Consider the following 21,707-nt stretch of genomic DNA (forward strand, 5'->3'; position numbering starts at 1 on the left):
CACACACCACCGCCACCGCATCCGGGCACTCCCGCACCCGCCCCGCAAACAACCCCGCCAACGTCACCGGCACAGGCGCAGGCACGCCATCAGCCGCCGACCACCCCAACAACCGCTCCCGCTCACCCCCGCTCAGCACATCAAGCTCACCCACCCGCACCTCAGGCCCGGCAACCGCCCCACTCAACACCCGCACCAACCGCGCCCCGAACAACTCCACCGTGCCCACGTCATACAAATCCGTCGCATACTCGATGAACCCGGACATCCCCGCCGGACGCCCATCCTCATCGAAAGCCTCCGACAGACTCACCGTCACGTCGAACTTCGCCGTCCCCGTCCCCACCGACTCGGTCCGCACACCGAGCCCCGGCAACTCGAAAGATGCCTCCTCGTTGTTCTGCAACACCAACGCCACCTGGAACAGCGGATGCCGACCACCCGACCGCACCGGATTCAGCCGCTCCACCACCAACTCGAACGGCACATCCTGATGCGCGAACGCCTCCAGACACCCCTCACGCACCCGCCCCAACAACTCACCGAACGACGGATCACCCGACACATCCGTCCGCACCACCAACGTATTGACGAACAGACCGACCAGGTCGTCCAGCCCCTCGTCCATCCGTCCCGCCACCGGCGAACCGACGACGACGTCCGAACCCGCACCCAGCCGTGACAACAGGCTCGCGAGTCCCGCGTGCAGCACCATGAACGGTGTCACGTCCGCCGACCGGGCCAGGTCCCGCAGCCCGGCATGCAGGGCCGCGTCGATCTCCAAGGGCACCTGTCCCCCTTCGTACGACGCCGAAGCGGGACGCGGCCGGTCACCCGGTACCGTCACCTCCTCCGGCGCGCCGTCCAACTGACGCTGCCAGTACCGGAACTGGCTGCCCAGCACGCTCGACGCATCGTCCACGTCCCCCAGCACCTCGTGCTGCCACACGGTGTAGTCCCCGTACTGCACCGGCAGCGCCGGCCACGCCGGAGCCCCGCCACCCGAACGAGCCGCATACGCCGCCACGAGATCCCGCGCCAGCGGGCCCGCCGACCACCCGTCCCCCGCGATGTGATGCAGCACGAGCACCAGGACTGCGGCGTTCGGGTCGTCCTCGGTCCGGAAGAGCCACGCCTTGGCCGGGATGTCGGCCGCGAGGTCGAAGGGGAGCCGGGCCGCGGCGCGGATCTCCGCTTCGAGGTGGTCCTGCGCGACGGTGACGGTGCGCAGCACCAGGTGTGCCTGGTCCGCGGGAAGGACGCGCTGGACGGGTCCGTCGGCGGTCTCGGACAAGACGGTGCGCAGCGGCTCGTGGCGTGCCACGACGTCGTTGATGGCGGCCTCCAGCGCGTCGCGGTCGACGTCGCCGGTGAGGCGGAGGGTGAGCGGCATGTTGTAGGTCGCAGAAGGTCCCTCCAGCTTGTGCAGGAACCACAGACGCTGCTGCGCGTACGACAACGGCAGCGACTCCGACCGCGGACGCGCCCCCAGCGCCGGACGCACCTGTCCCGTGCCCAGCCGGCGAACGAGCCTCGCCACCGTCGGCGCCTCGAACAGCACCCGCAACGGCAACTCGACACCCATCACACGACGGACCCTGCTCACCAGACGCGTCGCCAGCAGCGAATGCCCACCCAGGTCGAAGAAACTGTCGTCCACCCCGACCGACGCCACCCCCAGAATGTCCCCGAACAAGCCGCACAGTGCGGCTTCGGTCTCCGTGCGGGGTGCGCGGGACACGCCGGTGCCGTCGTACTCGGGGGCGGGGAGTGCGGTGCGGTCGATCTTTCCGTTCGGTGTCAGCGGGAACGCGTCCAGCATGACGGCGGCGGACGGCACGAGGTGGTCGGGGAGCACCTCCTGAAGGTCGGCGCGCAGTGACGCGGGGGTCACGTCGGCGTCGGGGGCGGGGACGGCGTAGGCGACGAGCCGCGTATCGCCCGTGGTGTGCGTGAGGGGCAGCACGACGGCCTGTGCCACCGCGGGGTGCCGCCGCAGCGCCTCCTCCGCCTCGCCGGGCTCCACCCGGAAGCCACGGATCTTCACCTGGTCGTCCACCCGCTGCAGGTACTCCAGTTGACCGTCCGCGTTCCACCGGACGACATCGCCGGTGCGGTACATCCGGCCGCCCGGCGCGCCGAACGGGCACGCCACGAACCGCTCCGCCGTCAGACCCGGCAGCTCCACGTATCCGCGTGCGAGGCCGGGGCCGGTCACGTACAGCTCCCCTGGCGTGCCGGCGGGCACCGGGGTCAGTACGTCGTCCAGGACGAACACCTGGACCTCCGCCACCGGTGTCCCGATCGGGATCGGTGCGGGGTCGCCGTCGAGGGCGGTGAGCGGTTCGGTCAGAGTGGTGGCGACCGAGCACTCGGTGGTGCCGTAGCCGTTGACCAGCTCGCGGTCGGCGGACCACCGGCGCACGAGGTCGGGCGGGCAGCTCTCGCCGCCGATGTGCACCCGGCGCAGGTCGGGCAGCGTGGACTCGGTACCGGCGGGGAGGGTGGCGAGCACCGGGACCGGCAGGGTGACGTGGGTGATCCGTTCGTCGGCCAGCACGTCGGCGAGTTCCTCGCCGAGCAGACGGCTGTGTCCGGGGACGACGAGGGTGCCGCCTCCGGCGAAGGTGGTGAGCAGCTCCCAGATCGCCACGTCGAAGGTGGGGGGCGCCAGTTGGAGCACGCGGGAGCCGGTCTCGGTGGTCTGGTGCCGGGCCGCCGTGGCGACGAGGGCGGCGAAGCCCGTGTGCGGGACGCCGACCGGTTTCGGTGTGCCGGTGGAGCCCGAGGTGTGGATGACGTAGGCGAGGTCGCTCGGGAGCAGCGGCCGGGTCCGGTCGCCGTCGTGGGGCGCGGTGGCGGGGCAGGCGGCGAGGGCGGTGCCGGTGGCGGGGGCGTCGAGCGGGAGCGGCCGGGCGGCGCCGGGCGGCAGGCGGCGGGCGAGGCCGGTGTGGAGCAGGACTGCTCTGGGCCCGCTGTCCCGCAGCAGGCGGGCGAGGCGTTCGGTGGGCTGCTCGGGGTCCAGCGGGAGGTAGGCGGCACCGGCCTTCATGATGCCGAGGAGGGCGGCGATGTGTTCGGGGCCGCGCGGCAGGGCGACGGCGACCCGGTCGTCGGGTCCCAGGCCCTGGCCGATGAGCCACCAGGCGATGCGGTTGGCGCGCGCGTCGAGTTCGGTGTACGTCCAGGTGGTCGTGCCCGCGCTGACGGCCAGGGCCTGCGGTGTCAGCGCCGCGCGGGTCTCGAAGATGTCCGGCAGCGTGGCGGGGTCGGGTGCCGTCCCCTGGTGTCCGCTCCCGGCCGTGGACCGTCCGCTCGTGTTCGGCTCGTCAACGTATCGCATGATGAATTCTTCTGCCCCTGGGGTCCGAGTGGTTCGCGACGCGGCGGAGTTGTGGTGGCCGTGGAGGTGAAGGTGGCGGCGGGCGGGGTGGTGGGAGCCGTCGGCGGCGGTGGCCGTCAGCCTCGTCCGACGGCGACGGGGAAGGACCTGAGGCCGGCGATGCTCGGGTTCCGGTAGTACTGGAGGGGGCCGTCGGTCCTCTCCAGTACGGGGAACCGCCGCAGCAGCGCCGTCAGCGCGATCCGGATCTCGGTGCGTGCCAGGGGGGCGCCCAGGCAGTAGTGGACGCCCTGTCCGAAGCCGACGTGCTGGTTGTGCGGCCGGCGGATGTCGAAGCGCTCGGGGTCCTCGAACTGCCGCTCGTCGTGGTTGGCCGACAGCGCGGAGAGCGACACGAACTGCCCGGCGGGGATGGCGACTCCGCCGAGTTCGGTGTCGTGTGTGGTCAGTCGCAGGCTGTTCGGGACCGCGGGGCGGTAGCGGACCGACTCCTCGACGGCGGCCGGTATCAGGTCCGGGTCCTGCCGTACGGCGGTCAGCGCGTCGGGGTGGCGCAGCAGCTCGAAGACGAGGCTGGCGAGTGAGCAGGCGGTGGTGACGTGCCCGCCGATGAGCAGCAGTTTGCCGATGTTGACCACCTCCTCCTCGGTGAGGCGTTCGCCGTCCACCTCGGCCTGCGCGAGCCTGCTGAAGAGGTCGTCCTTGGGGGCTTTGAGCCGTAGCCGGTAGTGCTCGCGCAGGTAGGCGAGCAGTTCGGCGCCCGCCGCGTCGATCGCCTTGACGAGTTCCTCGCCGGCCAGTTCACCCGCCTCGAAGGAGAGCAGCCGGTCCGCCCAGCCCCGCAGCAGCTCCCGGTCCTCGAAGGGGAGCCCGATCAGTTCGGCGATGACCATGACCGGCAGGGGGTCGGCCAGATCGCGGGCCACGTCGATCCCGGCGTTGCCGTCCACGGCGTCCAGCAGGCGTTCCACGGTTGCCTCGATCTCCGGGGCGAGACCGGCGACCGTCCGTTGGTTGAAGGCCTTACCGATCAGTGCTCGCAGCAGCCGGTGCCTCGGCGGGTCCATCTCGGTGAGTCGGCCCTGGCCCCAGGCGTCTCCCTTGCCCCACTCGGCCGGGTAGGCCCGCCACAGTTCGGAGGAGTACGTGGCGTGGTCCAGGCTGGCGGTGACGACGTCGGCGTACCGGAGCACCAGCCAGGCGCCGGTCGCGGGGTCCTGGTGGACGGGGTGTTCGTCCCTCATGGCGCGGAACCAGTCCTGGAGCGCTTTTCCGTCGTCCTCGGAATAGGGCGGAGCAGGTGTCGAATTCCCCACGGTGGTTTTGGCCTGTGCTTGCTCTGGGCGCACGAAAAACTCCTTCTCCCCGCGCGATGAAGGAAACAAGGCAAGTGACATTCGTTCCGAGACTCGATCACGGGCCTTGCCGGTGTCAAGATTGCAGAATTTGAACAGCCGCCGCCGAAGCACCGGGCGCGGAGGCAAAAGCGCGTTCGTTTTCGGATTCCGGCCACGCTGCTAACGTCGCACCATGACTCTTCCCGAGAATCGGCCGTTCCGTTTCGGCGTCAATCTCGTCACGCCCGCGCCGCGGCGTGAATGGGCAGAAAAGTCCCGCAAGGTCGAGGACCTGGGGTTCGATGTGCTGGGCGTGCCGGACCACCTGGGCGCGCCCGCCCCGTTCCCCGCCCTGGTGGCGGCGGCCGAGGCCACCGAGCGGGTCCGGGTGACCACCTTCGTCCTCAACGCCGCGTTCCACAACCCGGTGCTGCTGGCCCGGGAGGCGGCCACGGCCGACCTGCTGACCGACGGCCGCCTGGAGGTGGGGCTGGCGGCCGGCTCCATCCGGCAGGGCACCGGTTCCGACGGGGTGCCGTTCCCGTCCGCCGGTGAGCGTGTCAGCCAACTGGAGCGCACGGTCAAGGAGTTGCGCGGGCTGATGGTGAACCCCGATCACACACCCCGGCCGGTGCGGCCCGGCGGCCCGCCGCTGCTGGTGGCCGGCAACGGCGACCGGGTGCTGCGACTGGCCGCCGAGCACGCCGACATCATCGGCTTCACCGGCATCTTCGCGGGGCGCGGGGAGTTCCCGCAGCTGGCGAGTCCGGAAGAACTGGGCGAGCGGGTGGCCCTGGTCCGCGAGCAGTTGGGCGCCCGGGTCGCGGAGGTGGAACTGAACCTGCTGGTGCAGCAGGTGATCGTCACGGACGATCCGCGGGGCACCGCCGAGGAGTGGGCGCGGCATCCGCTGGCCCACTTCACCCCCGAGCAGCTGCTCGCGACGCCGGCCTGGCTGATCGGGTCGCGGCGGGAGATCGCCGATCGGCTGACGGAGTACCGGGAGCGGTTCGGCCTCAGCTACATCGTGGTCCTGGAGCCGTGGTGGGAGGCGTTCGCACCGGTCGTCGAGATCCTGAAGTGACGGTTCGCTCCGGGTGCCGGGCGGTCTCACCGCCCGGCACGGTGTTCTCACCGCCCGCCGGGATCCGTACCGTCCGGCACCGTGCCTTCACCGCCCACCGGGATCCGAACCGTCCGGCACCGTGCCGTCGCCGCCCGCCGCGAGCGCGTCCGCGGCGCGGCCGATCTTCTCCAGGGCCTCGTCGCGGAGCTCGAGGCCGTGCCGGTAGTAGGCGCCCTGGCTCTCGGGGTGTTCGTGGAGGACGTCGCGGACGGCGAGGAGACCGGCTGGCCGAACCGGTTCGAGACATGGCAGCGGGCCGCCGACGGTGCCGTTGAGCAGGTCGACCGTACGCCAGCCGAAGAAGTAGAAGGCGTCGGTGTACACCGCCGCCCAGTCCCATGCCCGAAGGAACACCCGACGTTCGTCGGCGGCGGTCTGTCTTTCGTCCGCGGATTCCCACGGCGAATCCAGAACCGTCACGACGGATTCCATCAGCATGTCAAGCTGCCCGAAACGGGTATGGATTTCCGCCAGCACCCCCGACGGAACACGCCAGGGGGTGCCCGGCCTGTCCACCAGTCCCGAATACCGCTTCCACACGTCGACCACAGGCTCATACACGAGGCCCGATTATGGCATGCGCCCGGCGACGGGCGGCAGCCCTTTCGACGGTCATTCCAGCCCCTCGATGGCGTATCGCGCCGTCGGGTCCGTGTGCCGCAGTTCGGGCGAGAAGTACGCCTTGAGCCGGGGGCGGCCGGGGCCCGGCCGCCAGGCCACGTAGTTGTGGATGCCCCGGGCGGCGTCGAGCGGGCGGGACGCCACCTCGCGCAGCGCCCGTTCGTAGAGGCCCGAGGACCGGTCGCAGGCGGCCAGCGCCGCCTTCGTCCGGCGGCGCACCGCCTCGTCGTCCGGGGCGTAGGTCCACATGGGGAGGTAGACGGTCGCCCCCCCGGCCGTGGCGGGCCGCGCGCCGGTGAACGACAGGCAGGTGACGGGGGGTTGAGCGGAGAGGTCGGCGACCGCCTCGGGGAGCATCGTCTCGCAGAACCGCCGCACGGGGGCGACCGCGAAGCCCGGGTACGGCGCCATGAGTTCGGCCAGGCCGTCGGCATCGGTGGCGTAGTGCCGGAAGTACAGCTTGACCCGCGCCTCGGGGTCCGCCGAGAGGTCGAGCGAGAACATCACCGGCCGGTCGAGACGCTCGCCCCGCGCCATGTGCGCGGTCACGGCGGGCCAGGCCGCGCCGAGCCCGACGGCGGCAAGACCCCGTTCGCACAGCTCCGCGGCCCGCTCGGGCCCGCCGACGGCCGGGTAGAACCAGACCTTGAACTGGGCGTCCCCCTGCCGCCGCACCTCTGCGCCGAACATCGCGACGTGCTCGGTGGCGGGCTTCTCGGGCAGGTACAGGTCGGCGACCCGCGCCCACCGCCGTGCGTCCGTTCCGTACCGGCGGACCAGGCCGGCCATCGTGGCGCGGGCGGAGACGACCCGGTCCACCGGGCAGTCCCCGGGGCGCAGTGCCTCCACCGCGAACTGCAGCGAGGGGTCGTCGTCGAGGCCGATCGCGAACTCCAGCGGCGACCCGTCGGACGACACGTCGGACTCGGCCAGTTGCGCGGCCGTGGCCGTGCCCCAGGAGCCCGTCATCGCGCCGAAGGCCTCCGCGCACACGCCGCCTCGGTCGCCCAGGCCGAGGGCGGACGCCAGCCGGCCCAGGCGGGCCTCGCCCGCGGCCCTGGCCGAGCGGACCGGCCGGGTGTCCGCCGCCTCGCTGCTCCCGCTCACCGTCTCCATCGCCGCCGACACTCCTTCGGGTCAGCCGAGTGCGAGCGGTAGCCGGGAGAGGCCGCGCAGCGTGCCGTTCGGCCGCACCACCGCTTCGCCCGCCGCGCGGACACCGGGGTGCCGCAGCAGGGCGCCGAGTGTCACATGTGCCTCGATCCGGGCGAGGTTGAGGCCGAGACAGGAATGCGCGCCCCGGCCGAAGCCCAGGTGGTTGTTGGGCTTGCGGTCCAGTCTCAGCGTCTCGGGGTCGGGGAACTGCGCGGGGTCGCGGTTGGCCGCGCCGATCAGCGCGGTCACCACCTGGCCGCGCTTGACGTCGACCCCGCCCAGCTCGGTGTCCTGGGTGCAGGCGCGGGCCAGTGCCTGCACCGGGCCGACGTACCGGATCAGTTCCTCGACGGCGGTGTCGAGGCCGACGTCGCCGCGTACCAGGGACTCCCACGCGCCGGGCGTGGCCAGCAGGGCCGCGAGGGCGTTGCCGAGGAAGCGGCTGGGCACCTCGAACCCGGCGTGGAAGAAGGCGCGTACGGAATTGACCAGTACGTCGTCGGCCTCGACGCCGGAACCGGGCAGGCGGCGCACCACCTCGGGCAGGACACCGTGCGGGCCGGGGTGGGCGAGCCAGGTGCGGACCAGGTCGTTGAAGTGGGCGCGGGCGCGCAGTCCGGGTTCCTCCGCGTCGGGGTCGAGCTGCGCGTCCATGCTGTGGTCGAGGTCGTCGTTGAAGCGGGCGAACGTCTCGTCGGTCTCGGGCGGTTCGACGCCGATGAACCGGGTGATGGCCCGCAGGGTGAACACGTCGGCGTAGTCGTGGATGAAGTCGAAGGACGGCCGGTCCGCCAGCTCGTCGAGCAACCGGTCGGCGAACGTGCCGAGTTCCTCGCGCAGCGCGTCGAGGTCCTGCGCGCGTACCGCGTCGAGGGCGAGGTGGCGCAGCGGGGTCTGGTCGGGCGGGTCGAGGGTCTGCAGGCTGAGCAGGGTCGGCGGGGTCGGGATGCCGATCTTCCGGAAGTCGGTGCTGAACCGGGCGGAGTCGCGCAGGATCGCCGTGCAGTCGGCGTGCCGGGTCATCAGCCAGGAGTCGATGCCCGGGTGCCAGTAGACCGGCTGGGCTTCGCGCAGCCGCCGGTAGACCGGGTAGGGGTCGGCGAGCACCGCGGGGTCGAGGGGACTGAACAGGGGGTCGGTGGCCTCAGGGGCGGGCGATACGGTCACGGCTGTCTCCGGTGTTGGCGCCGACGCTGACGGGCGGCTCTGGGTCCGGTCCGTGGGCCTCGCCGGCGGCCGTCGGAGTGTGTCCGGTGACCGGGCAGCGGCCGGGGGCCGGTGCTTGCAGGAACGCGGGCGACGACTCGTGGTCGTCGTAGTAGCGGTGGAAGACGGGGGTCACGCCGCCCGAGAGCGGGGGGACGATCCAGGACCAGTCGGCAGCCACGGTGCGGCCGGCCCTTTCCTCGCGGCGCAGGTGGCGCAGGAACCGCTCCGACTCGGTGTGGTGGTCGGTGATGGTGATGCCGTCCCGCTCGAACGACCAGAGCACCGCCACGTTCAGCTCGACCAGCGCCCGGTCCTTCCACAGGGTCCTTTCGCTGGTGCGGTCCAGGCCCAGCCGGTCGGCGATCTCGGGCAGCAGGTCGTAGCGCCGGGCGTCGACGAGGTTGCGGGCGCCGATCTCCGTGCCCATGTACCAGCCGTTGAAGGGGGCGGCCCCGTACCGTACGCCGCCGATCTCCAGCACCATGTCGGAGATGACGGGCAGCGCGTGCCAGCGCAGGCCGAGGTCGGCGAACCAGTCGTGGTCGGGGTGGCGCAGCGGGACCTCCCGCACGGCGTCGGGCGGGAGGTCGAAGAGCCGGGCCGGATTGCCGGGCGCCTCGACGAGCAGCGGCAGGACGTCGAAGCGGGTGCCCGGGCCGCCGGGCCAGCCGAGGGCTCGGACGCGGTCGGTGAGGTCGGCGGACGCGGGGTCGCCGGTGACGCGGCCGCCGGGGCCGCGGTAGCCGGCGTAGCGGATGAGCTGCGGGTTGTGGATGCGCGGTCCCGTGCCGTCGGGTCCGTCGGCCGCGAAGACGCTGATCGTGGGACGGATCCGGCCGCCGTTGAAGGCCAGCCGCAGGTGTTCGACGCACGCGCGGTGGATGTCCTCGGCCGTCCGCAGGTGTCGCAGGTCGCGTACGACGAGGCCGGGCCAGTACAGGCGGCCGATGCAGCGCCTGCTGTTGCGCCAGGCGATCTTGGCGCCGAAGGCCAGTTCGCCGGCGGTGTGCACATACGTGCCGCTCTGGCGGATCTCGCGGCGGATCTCGGCCATGCGGTCGGCCGGCGGGCGGTCGACGGCGTTCTCCGAGCTGTACAGCCGGATGAATTCATCGGCGCGTGCGATCAGGTCCGGTATGCCGGGATCTGCTGTGCCGGTGTCTGCGGGCCCTGCCATGCGCAACCCCCGTCAACGGTGCCGTAGCCCGGCAGGTCTGACCATGCCGGGCTACGGCCGTACGTTCTCATCTCTGCTTTCAGTGCAGGTAACGCATATCGGTTCACCTCCCAGCCCGGTCCGCTTTTCCATACCACCTCCCGGCACTCTCGAATATCTCGGGAGCGCTGCAAATAAATTGCTTGCCGGGAGGCGGGAAATTCGGGCAGTCGTCAATCTATGGTTCGGCCCGACCACCGTCAACAAATCACTCGAACACCCGGTCAATGCGTCATCGGCCCAATGCTTCGCCGAGTGATTTCGCAGGCCGGTTTCCGCAAAGGACTCGGAGGCGGAGGGGTCAGAGGGTGACCGGGAGCCCGGTGAGGTGCCAGCTGCCGGGGTTGGGCAGCCGCGGCACCTCCTCGGGCGGGACGGCGAGCGCGAGGTCGGGGAAGCGGCTCAGCAGGGCCTCGAGCGCCACCTCCGCCTCGACGGCGGCCAGGGAGGCGCCGATGCAGTAGTGCGCTCCGTGGCCGAAGCCGAACTGGACCGCGCCGGCGGGCCGGGTGATGTCGAGCGTGTCGGGGTCGTCGAAGACGCGGGGGTCGCGGTTGGCGGAGGCGATCACCGCCACCACGGAGTCCCCGGCGCGCACCTGCGCGCCGCACAGCTCGAAGTCCTCCAGGACGTAGCGGATGGCGGTCAGCAGCAGCGGGGGCCGCCACCGCATCAGCTCCTCCACGGCCCGGGGCATCAGGGACGGGTCGGCGCGCAGGGCGGCGAGCTGTTCCGGATGGGAGAGGAGGGCCACCACGGAGTTGGCGATGAAGTTCGCGAGATTGTCCTGACCCGCGAAGACCGTGTGCCACACCATGGTGACCAGTTCGGTGTCGCTGATCCGGTCGGCGTCCTCGGCCTGGGCCCGCAGAAGGTCGGAGACCAGGTCGTCGCCGGGCTCTTCGCGCCGCAGTTCGATGACCCGTTTGGCGCCCTCGATGGCATCGCGCAGGGCCTCGTCGTAGGTCTGGCCGCCGGAGCTGATCCGGGCGACGTAGGTGCGCCACAGCGGCCGGTCCGCCTCGGGGATGCCCATGACGTCGCCGACCACGAAGGTCGGCAGCGGCTGGGCGAAGTGTTTCAGGAGGTCGACGGTGCCCGCTTCGGCGAGGCCGGGCAGCGCGTCGAGCAGCCGGTCGGCGCTCTGCCGGATCATGTCGCGGCGGGCTGCGGCGCGACGGGCGGTGAAGGCCCGTACGGCGAGCTTGCGCAGCCGGCCGTGGTCGGCGCCGTCCATGTGCGACATGGTCAGCAGGTAGGGACGTACGTCGTCCGGGATGCGCTGGTTCCAGCTGTCGGCGGTCATGGCGAGGCGCGGGTCGCTCAGCATGGCTTTGGCGTCGCTGTGGCGGGTGACCGCCCATATCGATCCGAATCCCGGCGCCATGAGGCGCACTATGGGGGTCTGCTCCCTTGCCCTCCCATAGGCGGAAACCGGATCACTGAGTACCTCGGGGTCGACCATCGCGATCTCGGGGACGTCGACCCGGGAATTCTCACTGTTGAGCACGGCGCTCCCCCACTAAAATTCGGACGATTTCCGGTGCGGTGGGGACGATGCTATCCACGGTCTCCACCGGCGGCAAACGTTCAGAAATTAGAAGGGGGAACGCCGTTTGACGGGCTGAATTACAGCCCGCTCCGTTATTCGCTCTTGTTGTAGCGCAGCAGGCTGAGCGGCACGAACACGATCAGCAGTACCGCACAGGAGACGAGGGCGGGAGCGAGGTCGGCCGCGCCGTCCCCGTTCATGAGGGAGCGGCTCGCGGTGACCACGTATCCGATGGGATTGATGTCGACGAACGCCTTCAGCCAGCCGGGCATGGTGGTCGGCTCGGCGAAGATGTTGCTGGCGAAGGTCAGGAGCGACAGCAGCAGCATGCCGAGCGCGGAGACGGCCTGCGGGGTGCGCAGCACCAGGCCGAGGAACGTCCAGATCCAGGAGACGCAGAAGCCGAAGAGGACGGCGAGGAGCATGCCGCCGATGACGCCGAGCGGTCCGCCGTCGGGCCGGAAGCCCAGTGCGAGCCCGACGGCGACCACGACGGCCGACGAGATCAGATAGCGCACCACGTCGCCGATGAGGGCGCCGGTCAGCGGGGACGGCCGCCAGACCGGCATCGACTTGAAGCGGTCGAAGATGCCCTGCTGGAGGTCGCTGGTGAGGGCCACACCGGTCTGCGTGGAGATGAACAGCACGCCCTGCACGAGGATGCCGGGCAGCAGGAACTGCAGGTACTCGCGGCTGCTGCCGGAGATCGCGCCGCCGAAGAGGTAGGTGAAGATCAGCGTGAACATCACCGGGGTGATGGTCGCGTTGAACAGCTGCCCCGGCGAGCGCTTGATCTTCACCAGCGCCCGCCAGCCCATCGTGAGCGACGTGGACAGCGCCCCGGGGCGCTGCTGCGGGCGGGTGTCCTCGCCGAGGACCCGGAGCAGTCTCTCCTCCACCTCGATCGGGCGCGCGGCGGTCGTCATCGGCTCTCCTCGTTCGTGGCGGACTTGCGGCCGGACTTGCGGGCCGGCTTGCGGGCGGCGGGCACCTCGGAGGTGGGGGGCCGCCCGGTCAGCGCGAGGAACACCTCGTCCAGGCTCGGGCGGTCCATGGCGAAGTCGTCGACCTCGATGGTCCGGGTGAGTTCGCCCAGGGCGCGCGCCACGCTCCGGGGATCGGTGCCCCGGGCGGTGAGCCGGGCGGGGCCGGTGGTCTCGGCGGGCACTCCCAGGGCACCGACGAGGATGCGGCTCGCCTCCGGCAGATCGTCGGGGTCCGTCAGTTCGACGCGCAGTGAGCCGTGGCCCACCGAGGACTTCAGCTCGCCGGGGGTCCCCTCGGCGACCAGCTTGCCGTGGTCGATGACCGCGACGCGCTGCGCGAGCTGGTCGGCCTCTTCCAGGTACTGGGTGGTGAGCAGGACGGTCGTGCCGCGCTCGACGGTCGCCCGGATGATGTCCCAGACCTCGTTGCGGCTGCGGGGGTCGAGTCCGGTGGTCGGCTCGTCGAGGAACATCAGCTGAGGCCGGACGACGAGCCCGGCGGCCACGTCCAGCCGGCGGCGCATGCCGCCGGAGTAGCCGCGGGCCGGGCGGTCGGCGGCCTCGACCAGGTCGAAGGCCTCCAGCAGGTCGCGGGCGCGCTCCCGGGCGGCCGTGGAGCGGTATCCGTGCAGCCGCGCGAGCAGCAACAGGTTCTCCATGCCCGTGAGGTCGTTGTCGACGCTGGCGAACTGGCCGGTGAGGCTGACTCGTTCCCGTACGCGGTTCGCCTCGCGGACGACGTCGTGACCGAAGACCCGGGCGCTGCCCGCGTCGGGGGCGAGCAGCGTCGCCAGGATGCGCAGGGTCGTGGTCTTGCCCGCGCCGTTGGGTCCGAGGACTCCGTAGACGGCGCCGGCCGGGACGGACAGGTCGAGGCCGTCGACGGCCTTGGTGGCCCCGAAGGACTTCACCATGCCGACGGTCTCGACCGCGAGTTCAGTGCTCACATTCACCCTTGAGGTCGCTTGCGGCTGGGGTCTGGGGCCGTGACGGTGGGGTCGGGCCCGGGCTCTGGGTGCCGCGTCCGGCCCGCTTCTGCGCCGCCTGGGGGGACCGGAGGCCGAGGCCGTAGGCGATGTCCTGCCAGGTCAGGCCGATGTCCCGGGCGACGAACAGCAGGCTCGCCTCCAGTACGTCCAAGTCGGCGCGGGCGCGCGGGAGCAACGTCAGGGCCGCCATGATGTCGGTCCTGTCCATCTCGGGCTCGTCAGGAGAACGCCCGCCGGCGGCCCGGGAGGCGATGAGGTGGACGGCCTCCTGAGCGGTGAGACGAGCCGACGGGTCGGCCGGCCCCCGCCGCTCGGCGTCGGCCAGGCGCTCCACCACGTGCCGCAGCGCCACGTGCTCCCGGCGGGCACGGGCATGGTCGGGATCTTCGGCACGGTCCAGGGCGTCCGGCCCCTCCGCATGATCGGTCATGGAGGGAGCGTGGCAACTTCAACCAGAAGTTGTCAACCAAAAGTTGAAAACCCGCGGATGAAGTCACCGGAATGGAGGACATGTGTCGGGGAGGACGTGGGGGGGGGAGAGGTGGATTCGGACGGCCTCGCCTCTCGGATCCGCAGCGCGCCTCCTCAGCCGAGGGGCGTCGGCCGGACGGCGCCACCCGCGTCGAGGGGGGCGAACCGTGCCGCCGCGGCCAGGAAGGCGTCGTTCTCGGTGGCGGTGCCGACCGTCACCCGTACCCCCTCGCCGGGGAATGCCTTGACCAGGATCCGCTGCTCACGGCAGTGCGCGGCGAAGGCCTCGGCGGCCGGACCGGCGGGCAGCCACAGGAAGTTCGCGCCGCTGACCGGCACGTGCCAGCCCGCGTCGAGGAGAGCGGCCCGGACCCGCTCCCGCTCCTCGGTGAGGTGCCGGCAGCGCTCCCGCACTTCCCGCTCGCAGTCCAGCGCGGCGACCGCGCCCCGCTGGGCGAGGCTGCCGACCGCGTACGGGACCGCGACCCGGGCCAGCAGTTCGGCCACCGGCGGGGCGGACAGGCAGTAGCCGATCCGCAGCCCGGCCAGCCCGTACGCCTTGGAGAAGGTGCGCAGCGCGACCACGTTGGTGCGCCCCTGCCGCAACAGGTCGCGCACCAGGCCGAACCCGTCGAGCGGGTCGTCCTCCAGTCCGGTGAACTCCGCGTAGGCCTCGTCGAGGACCACCAGGACGTCCGGCGGCACCTCGGCGAGGAAGCGCTCCACACCCGACCGGGACACGGATGTCCCGGTCGGGTTGTTGGGCGAGCACACGAAGACCAGCCGTGTGCGGTCGGAGACCGCCGCGGCCATCGCCGGCAGGTCGAGGGCGTGCCCCGCGGTCAGCGGGACCCGGCGCACCAGCGCGCCCGCCGTCCCGGCGACGGTCGGATAGACCTCGAACGAGCGCCAGGGGACCACCACTTCGTCGCCCGCCGCACAGGCGATCTGGATCAGCTGCACGCACAGGCCCACCGATCCCGGCCCCAGGCTGAGGGTGTCGGGCGGCACTCCGTGGCGCTCGGCGAGCCGGGCGGTGAGGTCGGCCGACGCGTTGTCGGGGTAGCGGTTCAGCCCCCGGGCCGCGCCGGACAGCGCGGCCTGTACGGCGGCGGGCGGCGCGAACGGCGACTCGTTGCAGTCCAGGCCGATCGTTCCGGGTTCGGCGGCCCCTCCCCGGAAGAGCGGCAGGCCGTCCAGATCCGTCCGGACCCGCGGCCGGGCCGCGGGCGGACGGTCCGGGCCGGGCGTGGCGGTCATTCGGTGCGGTCCTGGGCACCGGCCTCCGCGCTCATCGCGTCCACCAGGCTCTTGGGACGCATGTCCGTCCAGTGCTGGTCTATGTAGTCCAGGCACTCGGTCCTCGGGGCCTCGCCGAACACCGTGTGCCAGCCGTCGGGAATGTCGACGATCACCGGCCACAGCGAATACTGAAGTTCGTCGTTGATCAGTACGACGTACGCGGCGTTTTCGTCCTCGAACGGATTCGACATCGCCTCTCCGATTCTCTTCGTGCTTTTCTTTTGGATGGCGCCCGAAAGGCTCTCACGGGTGCTGTGTCACAACAAGGCTGCACCGCACGAGTTCCAGAAGTTCCGCCGCGTTCTCATCGAGAAAGAAGTGACCGCCGGGAAAGATTTTCGATGCGAAGGCCGCGTCGGTGTACGGCTGCCAGTCCGAGGCGTGGTCCGGCCCCGCTTTCGGGTCCTCGCGCCCCACGAGCACGGTGAGCGGCACCCTGACGCGCGCGCCGGGAGAGGGCCGGTAGGCGGCCAGCGCGCGGTAGTCGTCGCGCAGGGCCGGCAGGGCCTGCCCCAGCGCCTCCTCGTCGGAGATCAGCCGGTCGCCGGTGCCGCCGAGGGCGCCCAGTTCGGCGATGATCCGCTCGTCGGTCCACCGCGCCCGCTGATCCTCCTCGCGCGGGCGGGACGGCGCACGGCTGCCGGAGGCGAAGAGGTGCCCGACGGCTCCCGGCCGCTCCCGCTGCAGCAGTCGTACCGTCTCGAAGGCGACCAGCGCGCCCATGCTGTGGCCGAGAACGGCCGTCGGCAGATCCCGCCCGGCCGGCAGCGCGTCCGCCACGCCGCGTGCCAGGCCGCGGATGTCGGTGACGGCCGGTTCCCTACGGCGCCACTGCCGTCCCGGGTACTGGACGCCGACCACCTCCAGGCCGGGCGGCGCGGCGCGCGCCAGCGGGAAGAAGGAGCCGGCGGAACCGCCCGCGTGCGGGAAGCAGACCAGGCGGAACCGTGCGTCCCGGCCCGGGTTCAGGGACATCGTCCAGCCGCCCGCGTCAGTACTCATGGCCCGGCCCCCGCATGTCGCCGCTTCCCTTTGCGTCGCCGGTTCTCTTTACGTCGTCGGTTCCCTTTGCCTCGTCGCTTCCCTTTACGCCGTCGGTTCCCTTCAGGTCGTCGGTTCCCTGTAAGTCACCGCTTCCCTTTGCGCCGCCGGTTCCCTTTACGTCGTCGATTCCCGCGCGCCTGTCGCTTTCCGCTCCCTTGTGGTACCCCATTCCGTTCGCGCTTCCCTTTCCATGAGGGGTGCGGCCGCCGTCGGGCCATTCCGGGTGTTCCTCACGCAGATGGTCCGCCAATGCCTTCGGGGACGGGAAGTCGTAGATGAGGGTGGACAGCAGCGGGACGCCGGTCGCGGCGACGATGCGGTTGCGCAGTTCGATCGCTCCGAGCGAGTCGAAGCCGAGCTGGGGGAAGAGCGCTTCGGGCGCGACGGCCTCCGGCGAGTCGTGTCCGAGTACCGAGGCGGCTTCCGCTCGCACCAGTTCGAGCAGCGACCCGCGGCGGACGGCCTCGGACGGCCCGGCGGGCCCGGCGCCGTTCGCCGCCGCGGTGGTGCTCCCGTTCGCCGGCGCGGCGGTGTTCGGGCGGGCGGCGGGCGGGGGCGTGCTGAGGCGGGCGGCGACCGCGACCGGTGCCGCGGTGGCGACGGCCTCGTCGAAGAGGGCCAGCCCCCGGTCCGCGGACAGTGCGCGGATGCCGTGACGGGCGAGCCGGTCGTGGTCCTCGGCGCGCAGCCGCCCCGTGATGCCGCTCGCCGGCTCCCACAGCCCCCAGGCGATGGACAGTGCGGGCAGTGACCGGGCGCGGCGGTGTTCGGCCAGCGCGTCCAGGAAGGCGTTGGCCGCGGCGTAGTTGCCCTGTCCGGCCGAACCGGTCACTCCGGCCACCGAGGAGAACAGGACGAAGGACGAGAGCCCGAGGTCCGCTGTCAGCTCGTGCAGGTTCAGGGCCGCGACCGCCTTGGCCCGGAGCACTTCGTCCATCGCGTCCCCGGTCAGCGAGCCGATCGCCGCGTCCCGCGTCGTGCCTGCCGCGTGCACCACCGATCCGATGCGGATGCCGCGCGCGGACAGCTCGCCCAGGAGCGCCGCCAGGGCTTCCCGGTCGCCCGCGTCGCACGCGGCGACGGTGACGCGGGCGGTCGATCCGCGCAGTTCCTCGGCCAGTTCGGCGCTGCCGGGGGTCGCCTCGCCGCGTCGGCCGACCAGTACGAGGTCCCGTACCGCGTGCCGCGTCACCAGGTGTCGGGCGACGAGCGCGCCCAGTGTGCCGAGGCCGCCGGTGATCAGCACCGCGCGGTCGGTGTCGAAGTCCCGGACGGTGAGGACCACTTTGCCCACGTGCCGTGCTTCGGCGACGTACCGGTAGGCGGCCGGGGCGTCGCGCACGTGGCGCAGGGTGAGGGGTGGAGGCGACAGCGTGCCGTCCTCGAAGAGCGGCAGGAGGTCGGCCAGCATCCGCCGAATGCCCTCGGGCCCCGCCTGCCGGATGTCGAAGACGGTGTACGCGGCGCCGTCGTGCGCGGCGGCCACCTCCTCGGGGTCGCGCGGGTCCGTCTTGCCCATCTCCAGGAACCGGCCGCCCGGCGCGAGGAGCCGCAGCGACGCGTCGGTGAGCGGTCCGGCGAGCGAGTTGAGCACCACGTCCATGCCGGCCCCGTCGGACGCGGTACGGAAGGACGCCTCGAAGGCGTCGTCGCGGGAAGAGGCGATGTGGTCGGAGCCGATGCCCGCGTCCCGCAGTACGGGCCACTTCGCCGGGCTCGCGGTGGCGAAGACCTCCGCTCCCGCGTGCAGGGCGAGTTGGCGGGCCGCGAAGCCGACCGCGCCGGTCGCCGTGTGGACGAGCACGCGTTCTCCGGCGCGGAGCCGGCCGAGCTGGACGAGGCCGTGGTACGCGGTGAGGAACGCCACCGGAACGGCGGCCGCCTCGGCGAACGACCAGTGCGCCGGGACGGGTGCGAGCAGCCGCTCGTCGGTGACCGAGACCGGCCCGATCCCGTCGAAGAGGCCCATCACCCGGTCCCCCGGACGCAGTCGGCCCGCTCCGGGGCCGACCTCGACGACGACGCCCGCGCCCTCCACGCTCTGCCGCCCCTCGCCCTCGGGTACACCGGCCCCCGGGTCGACGACGCCCAGCGTGAGCAGCACATCGCGGAAGTTGACCCCGGCCGCGTGCAGCGCCACACGCACCTGGCCCTCGCCGAGGGGCGCGTCGGCGTCCGGCCACTCCACGAGGGCCAGGTCGTCGGGGGTCCCGCGTCCGACGAAGTCCAGCCGCCAGCTTCCGTCGCCGGACGGCGCGTCGAGCAGCCTGCCGGTCGTGGGGGTCAGCTCCGGGGTGAGCCACTCGCCCTTCCTCAGGGCGACCTGGGGGAGGCCGGACCGGAGGGCGCGGGCGAGCGACTCCGCCGACTCCCCGCTCGCGTCGACGTCCACCAGCCGGATCCGTCCCGGCTCCTCCTGCTGAGCACACCGGCCGAGCCCCCACACCGCGGCGGCCGCGGCGTCCGTCGCCGGGTCGTCGTCGGCGGTGCCGACCGCTCCACTCGTCACCAGGGCGATCCCGCACCGGGCGAGCGCCGGTTCGGCCAGCACCTCCTGCACGGCGGCCAGCACGCCGGCGGTCACCTCGCGGACCTCGTCCAGCGTGCCCGCCGGGCAGGGGATCACCACCGTGTCGGGTACTCCCCCGGGTGCCCGTCGGACCAGTTCGGCGACATCGGCACAGCGCTCGGCGTCCAGGGCGGGCAAGGCGTCGTGAGGCTCACGGACGGAGGCGCCGCCGGGAACGAGCAGCGCGAGCCGGTGGGGCCGCTCGGAGTCGTCGGCCCGTTCCCCGGTCACGTCCCCGGTGCGTCGGCCGGCCGTCGTCCAGCTCAGGCGTCGCAGCAGGCTGTCGTCCGCCGTCGACGGCGCGCGCAGGGACAGGCCTCCGACCGACAGGACGGGGTTGCCGTCCGTGTCGGACAGCTCCAACGCGACCTCGTCCCGTCCCACGGCCGTCAGCCGGACCCGCACCCGAGGGGTGCTCGGGTGTGCGTGGTGGGTCATGTCGCGCCAGGTGAAGGGGACGCGGACACCGGGAGCGCGGACGCCGGACGCGGAGGTCTCGCCCGCGAGCCCGAAGAGTTCGACCGGGTGCAGGGCGGCGTCCAGCAGAGCGGGGTGCAGGCCGAAGAGCGTGGTCTGCGAGGCGATGGGCGCCGGCGGTGCGAGTTCGGCGCAGATGCCGTCGGCCGTGCGCCACAGGGCGCGCAGTCCCCGGAAGGCCGGCCCGTACGCGAGGCCTCGGGCGGCGAGGCGGGCGTAGTCGCCCTCCTGGTGCAGCGGCAGGACTTCGGCGTCGGGCGGCGGCCAGGTCACCGACGGGACCGGGGCGGCGGAGCCGTCCGGGGCGCCGGCCAGCACGCCGGTGGCCGTGGGCCGCCATGCGGGGTCGGGGTCGGCGGACGTGCGCGCGTGGAGGGTGAAGGGCCGGCGTCCGGAGCCGTCCGCGGCGCGTGCCACCACGCGGAGTTCGAGCGCCGCCCGGTCGGGCACGACGAGGGGACTGACGAGGACCAGTTCCTCCACCCGGGCGCATCCCGCCTCGCGCGCCACGCGGCAGGCCAGTTCGGCGAGCACGGCGCCCGGCACCAGGGCCCGACCGCTCACCACGTGTTCGGTCAGCCAGGGGAGCTCGGCCGGGTCGAGCCGTCCGGACCACACCAGTTCACGGCTGTCCGGCAGGTCCAGCGGTCGGTCCAGCACGGGGTGGCCCGTGGCGCGCGGAGCGCCTGCTCCCGCCGGCTCCGTCACGGACTCCGTCGGGTTGAGCCAGTACCGCCGGCGTTCGAAGGGGTAGGTCGGCAGCGTGGTCAGTTCACCGCCCCAGGCGGCGGCCACGGCCGGCCAGTCCACGTCGAGGCCGGAGGTGAACCCGGCCGCGAGTCCGTCCACCGCCGTCCGCGCCTCCTCGCGGGCACCGCGCAGCAGCGGCACCACGACGGCACGGCCGTGCGCCTCGTCCCGCCCGGGGTCCCCGGCGAGGCCGGTGAGGATCGCCGACGCCATGGACGACAGCGTGCCGTCGGGGCCGATGTCCACGAAGTGCCGCCCGCCTTCCGCGCGGGCGGCGGCGATCCCGTCGGCGAAGCGGACCGGGCGCCGTATGTGGTCCGCCCAGTAGTCGGGCGACATGAGTTCCGCCGCTGTCGCCATCCGGCCGGTCATGTTCGAGACGAGCGGCAGGACCGGCCGCCGGTACGTCAGCCTCGCCGCGGTCTCCCGGAACTCGGCGAGGACCGGCGTCATGAGAGGTGAGTGGAAGGCGTGGCTGACCGTGAGCGCCGTGGTCCGGTGCCCGGCGGACTTCAACCGGGTGACCACGGTCGACACCGCGTCGCTCGCGCCGGAGACCACGACCGCCCGGGGGCCGTTGACGGCGGCGATCCCCACCACGTCCTCCAGGCCGGCGAGCAGCGGTTCGACGTCCGCGAGGCCCGCCCGTACCGCGACCATCGCGCCGCCCGACGGCAGCGACTGCATCAGCCGGCCGCGGGCCGCGACGAGTTCGGCGGCGTCCGCCAGGGAGAAGAGGCCCGCGACATGGGCGGCGACCAGTTCGCCGACGGAGTGTCCCAGCACGATGTCCGGCCGTACGCCCCAGGACCGCAGCAGTTCGGACAGTGCGTACTCGGTGGCGAAGAGCGCGGGCTGGGTGAAGGCGGTCCGGTGCAGTGCCGCCGCCTCGGCGGTCGTGTGCTCCGCGAAGACGACGGACGCCAGCGGCCGTTCCAGGTGCGGGTCGAAGGCGGCACACGCCTCGTCGAAGGCCTCCGCGTACGCCGGGAACCGCTGGTGCAGCTGCTTGCCCATGCCTGGCCGCTGGGTGCCCTGCCCGGCGAACATGAGGATCCGGCGGCCGTCTGCGGGGCCTGCCACGCCTCGTGACAGAGGGGCTGCCGGGCGGTCCTCGGCCAGTGCGGCGAGGCCGTCGAGGAGACCGGTCGCGTCCTCGTGGACGATCGCCGCGCGGTGGTCGAAGCCGGACTGGACACGGGCGGTGGTGTAGGTGACCGCCGCCGGATCGAGGGCGGCCGGGGCGTCGTCCGGCAGGTGCCGCGATCCGGACGGTCCGCTGAGCAGGTCGTGGAGACGGCGGGCCTGGGTCCGCAGGGCCGTCGGTGTCTTCGCGGACAGCACCAGGGGCAGTGCGCCGCCTCGGTGGCCGGCCGAGGAGTGCTCAGGTGTGTCCGTGCCCGCGGGACCATTCCGTACGTCCCTGCGCGCGGGAGCCGACGTGTCGGCAGGGGGTTCTTCGAGGATGACGTGCGCGTTCGTCCCCGAGATCCCGAACGAGGACACCCCCGCCCGCCGCGGCCTGCCCCGCGGCGCCGCCGAAGCCGGTGCCCGGGTCCG

Annotated in this window: 15 protein-coding genes; 1 reads left to right on the top strand and 14 read right to left on the bottom strand. The window is 72.4% G+C overall.

All coding sequences use genetic code 11. The features are described from left to right. Positions 1-3,343: non-ribosomal peptide synthetase (locus HZS56_RS32340; protein WP_216724377.1), on the bottom strand; the 3,343-nt coding region annotated here is incomplete at its 3' end. A gap of 116 nt (positions 3,344-3,459) precedes the next feature. Then, positions 3,460-4,587, bottom strand: a complete 1,128-nt coding sequence (locus HZS56_RS32345; protein WP_216724378.1) for a cytochrome P450 — start codon at positions 4,585-4,587, stop codon at positions 3,460-3,462. Positions 4,588-4,873: 286 nt separating this feature from the next. On the opposite strand from HZS56_RS32345, the gene HZS56_RS32350 reads away from it, so the two are divergent. Continuing rightward, the gene (locus HZS56_RS32350) at positions 4,874-5,764 is read left to right on the top strand and encodes a TIGR03621 family F420-dependent LLM class oxidoreductase (RefSeq protein ID WP_216724379.1); all 891 of its coding nucleotides are present in this window, start codon (positions 4,874-4,876) and stop codon (positions 5,762-5,764) included. A gap of 87 nt (positions 5,765-5,851) precedes the next feature. Here HZS56_RS32350 and HZS56_RS32355 read toward each other — a convergent pair whose 3' ends face one another. The 12 genes from HZS56_RS32355 to HZS56_RS32410 form a co-directional block, all read right to left on the bottom strand. Next, positions 5,852-6,355 (bottom strand): hypothetical protein, encoded by a 504-nt coding sequence (locus HZS56_RS32355; protein ID WP_216724380.1) that lies wholly within the window; start codon positions 6,353-6,355, stop codon positions 5,852-5,854. Between the two features lie 63 nt (positions 6,356-6,418). Beyond that, positions 6,419-7,543 (bottom strand): tryptophan dimethylallyltransferase family protein, encoded by a 1,125-nt coding sequence (locus HZS56_RS32360; protein ID WP_216724381.1) that lies wholly within the window; start codon positions 7,541-7,543, stop codon positions 6,419-6,421. Positions 7,544-7,564: 21 nt separating this feature from the next. Continuing rightward, complete coding sequence (locus HZS56_RS38975; protein WP_216724382.1) at positions 7,565-8,749, bottom strand: cytochrome P450; 1,185 nt, start codon at positions 8,747-8,749, stop codon at positions 7,565-7,567. Continuing rightward, positions 8,727-9,968: a nitric oxide synthase oxygenase gene (locus HZS56_RS32370; protein WP_216724383.1), complete on the bottom strand. Its 1,242-nt coding sequence runs from the start codon at positions 9,966-9,968 to the stop codon at positions 8,727-8,729. The genes HZS56_RS38975 and HZS56_RS32370 overlap by 23 nt, the downstream gene beginning before the upstream one ends. Positions 9,969-10,308: 340 nt before the next feature. Further along, the gene (locus HZS56_RS32375) at positions 10,309-11,394 is read right to left on the bottom strand and encodes a cytochrome P450 (RefSeq protein WP_216724384.1); all 1,086 of its coding nucleotides are present in this window, start codon (positions 11,392-11,394) and stop codon (positions 10,309-10,311) included. A gap of 257 nt (positions 11,395-11,651) precedes the next feature. Beyond that, entirely contained in the window at positions 11,652-12,485 is an 834-nt protein-coding gene (locus tag HZS56_RS32380; protein WP_216724385.1) for an ABC transporter permease, read from the bottom strand. Continuing rightward, positions 12,482-13,492, bottom strand: coding sequence for an ATP-binding cassette domain-containing protein (locus HZS56_RS32385; protein ID WP_308408211.1), 1,011 nt, complete (start codon positions 13,490-13,492; stop codon positions 12,482-12,484). Before HZS56_RS32385 ends, HZS56_RS32380 begins: the two co-directional genes overlap by 4 nt. After that, positions 13,482-13,964, bottom strand: a complete 483-nt coding sequence (locus tag HZS56_RS32390) for a DNA-binding protein (protein ID WP_216724386.1) — start codon at positions 13,962-13,964, stop codon at positions 13,482-13,484. Before HZS56_RS32390 ends, HZS56_RS32385 begins: the two co-directional genes overlap by 11 nt. 155 nt (positions 13,965-14,119) lie before the next feature. Continuing rightward, positions 14,120-15,265 (bottom strand): histidinol-phosphate transaminase, encoded by a 1,146-nt coding sequence (locus tag HZS56_RS32395; RefSeq protein ID WP_216724387.1) that lies wholly within the window; start codon positions 15,263-15,265, stop codon positions 14,120-14,122. Next, positions 15,262-15,498, bottom strand: a complete 237-nt coding sequence (locus tag HZS56_RS32400; RefSeq protein WP_216724388.1) for an MbtH family protein — start codon at positions 15,496-15,498, stop codon at positions 15,262-15,264. Before HZS56_RS32400 ends, HZS56_RS32395 begins: the two co-directional genes overlap by 4 nt. A 52-nt stretch (positions 15,499-15,550) precedes the next feature. After that, positions 15,551-16,309, bottom strand: coding sequence for a thioesterase II family protein (locus HZS56_RS32405; protein ID WP_216724389.1), 759 nt, complete (start codon positions 16,307-16,309; stop codon positions 15,551-15,553). Beyond that, positions 16,299-21,491: an SDR family NAD(P)-dependent oxidoreductase gene (locus HZS56_RS32410; protein ID WP_216724390.1), complete on the bottom strand. Its 5,193-nt coding sequence runs from the start codon at positions 21,489-21,491 to the stop codon at positions 16,299-16,301. Before HZS56_RS32410 ends, HZS56_RS32405 begins: the two co-directional genes overlap by 11 nt. Positions 21,492-21,707 lie beyond the last annotated feature (216 nt).

The organism is Streptomyces mayonensis, from assembly GCF_018982965.1.
Classification (GTDB): domain Bacteria; phylum Actinomycetota; class Actinomycetes; order Streptomycetales; family Streptomycetaceae; genus Streptomyces; species Streptomyces mayonensis.

Coding starts and splice junctions, on each gene's coding strand:
- HZS56_RS32375 (WP_216724384.1), bottom strand. CDS start 11,394: ATGGCGCCGGGATTCGGATCGATATGGGCGGTCACCCGCCACAGCGAC.
- HZS56_RS32345 (WP_216724378.1), bottom strand. CDS start 4,587: ATGAGGGACGAACACCCCGTCCACCAGGACCCCGCGACCGGCGCCTGG.
- HZS56_RS32395 (WP_216724387.1), bottom strand. CDS start 15,265: ATGACCGCCACGCCCGGCCCGGACCGTCCGCCCGCGGCCCGGCCGCGG.
- HZS56_RS32360 (WP_216724381.1), bottom strand. CDS start 7,543: ATGGAGACGGTGAGCGGGAGCAGCGAGGCGGCGGACACCCGGCCGGTC.
- HZS56_RS32390 (WP_216724386.1), bottom strand. CDS start 13,964: ATGACCGATCATGCGGAGGGGCCGGACGCCCTGGACCGTGCCGAAGAT.
- HZS56_RS32400 (WP_216724388.1), bottom strand. CDS start 15,498: ATGTCGAATCCGTTCGAGGACGAAAACGCCGCGTACGTCGTACTGATC.
- HZS56_RS32380 (WP_216724385.1), bottom strand. CDS start 12,485: ATGACGACCGCCGCGCGCCCGATCGAGGTGGAGGAGAGACTGCTCCGG.
- HZS56_RS32350 (WP_216724379.1), top strand. CDS start 4,874: ATGACTCTTCCCGAGAATCGGCCGTTCCGTTTCGGCGTCAATCTCGTC.
- HZS56_RS32370 (WP_216724383.1), bottom strand. CDS start 9,968: ATGGCAGGGCCCGCAGACACCGGCACAGCAGATCCCGGCATACCGGAC.
- HZS56_RS32405 (WP_216724389.1), bottom strand. CDS start 16,309: ATGAGTACTGACGCGGGCGGCTGGACGATGTCCCTGAACCCGGGCCGG.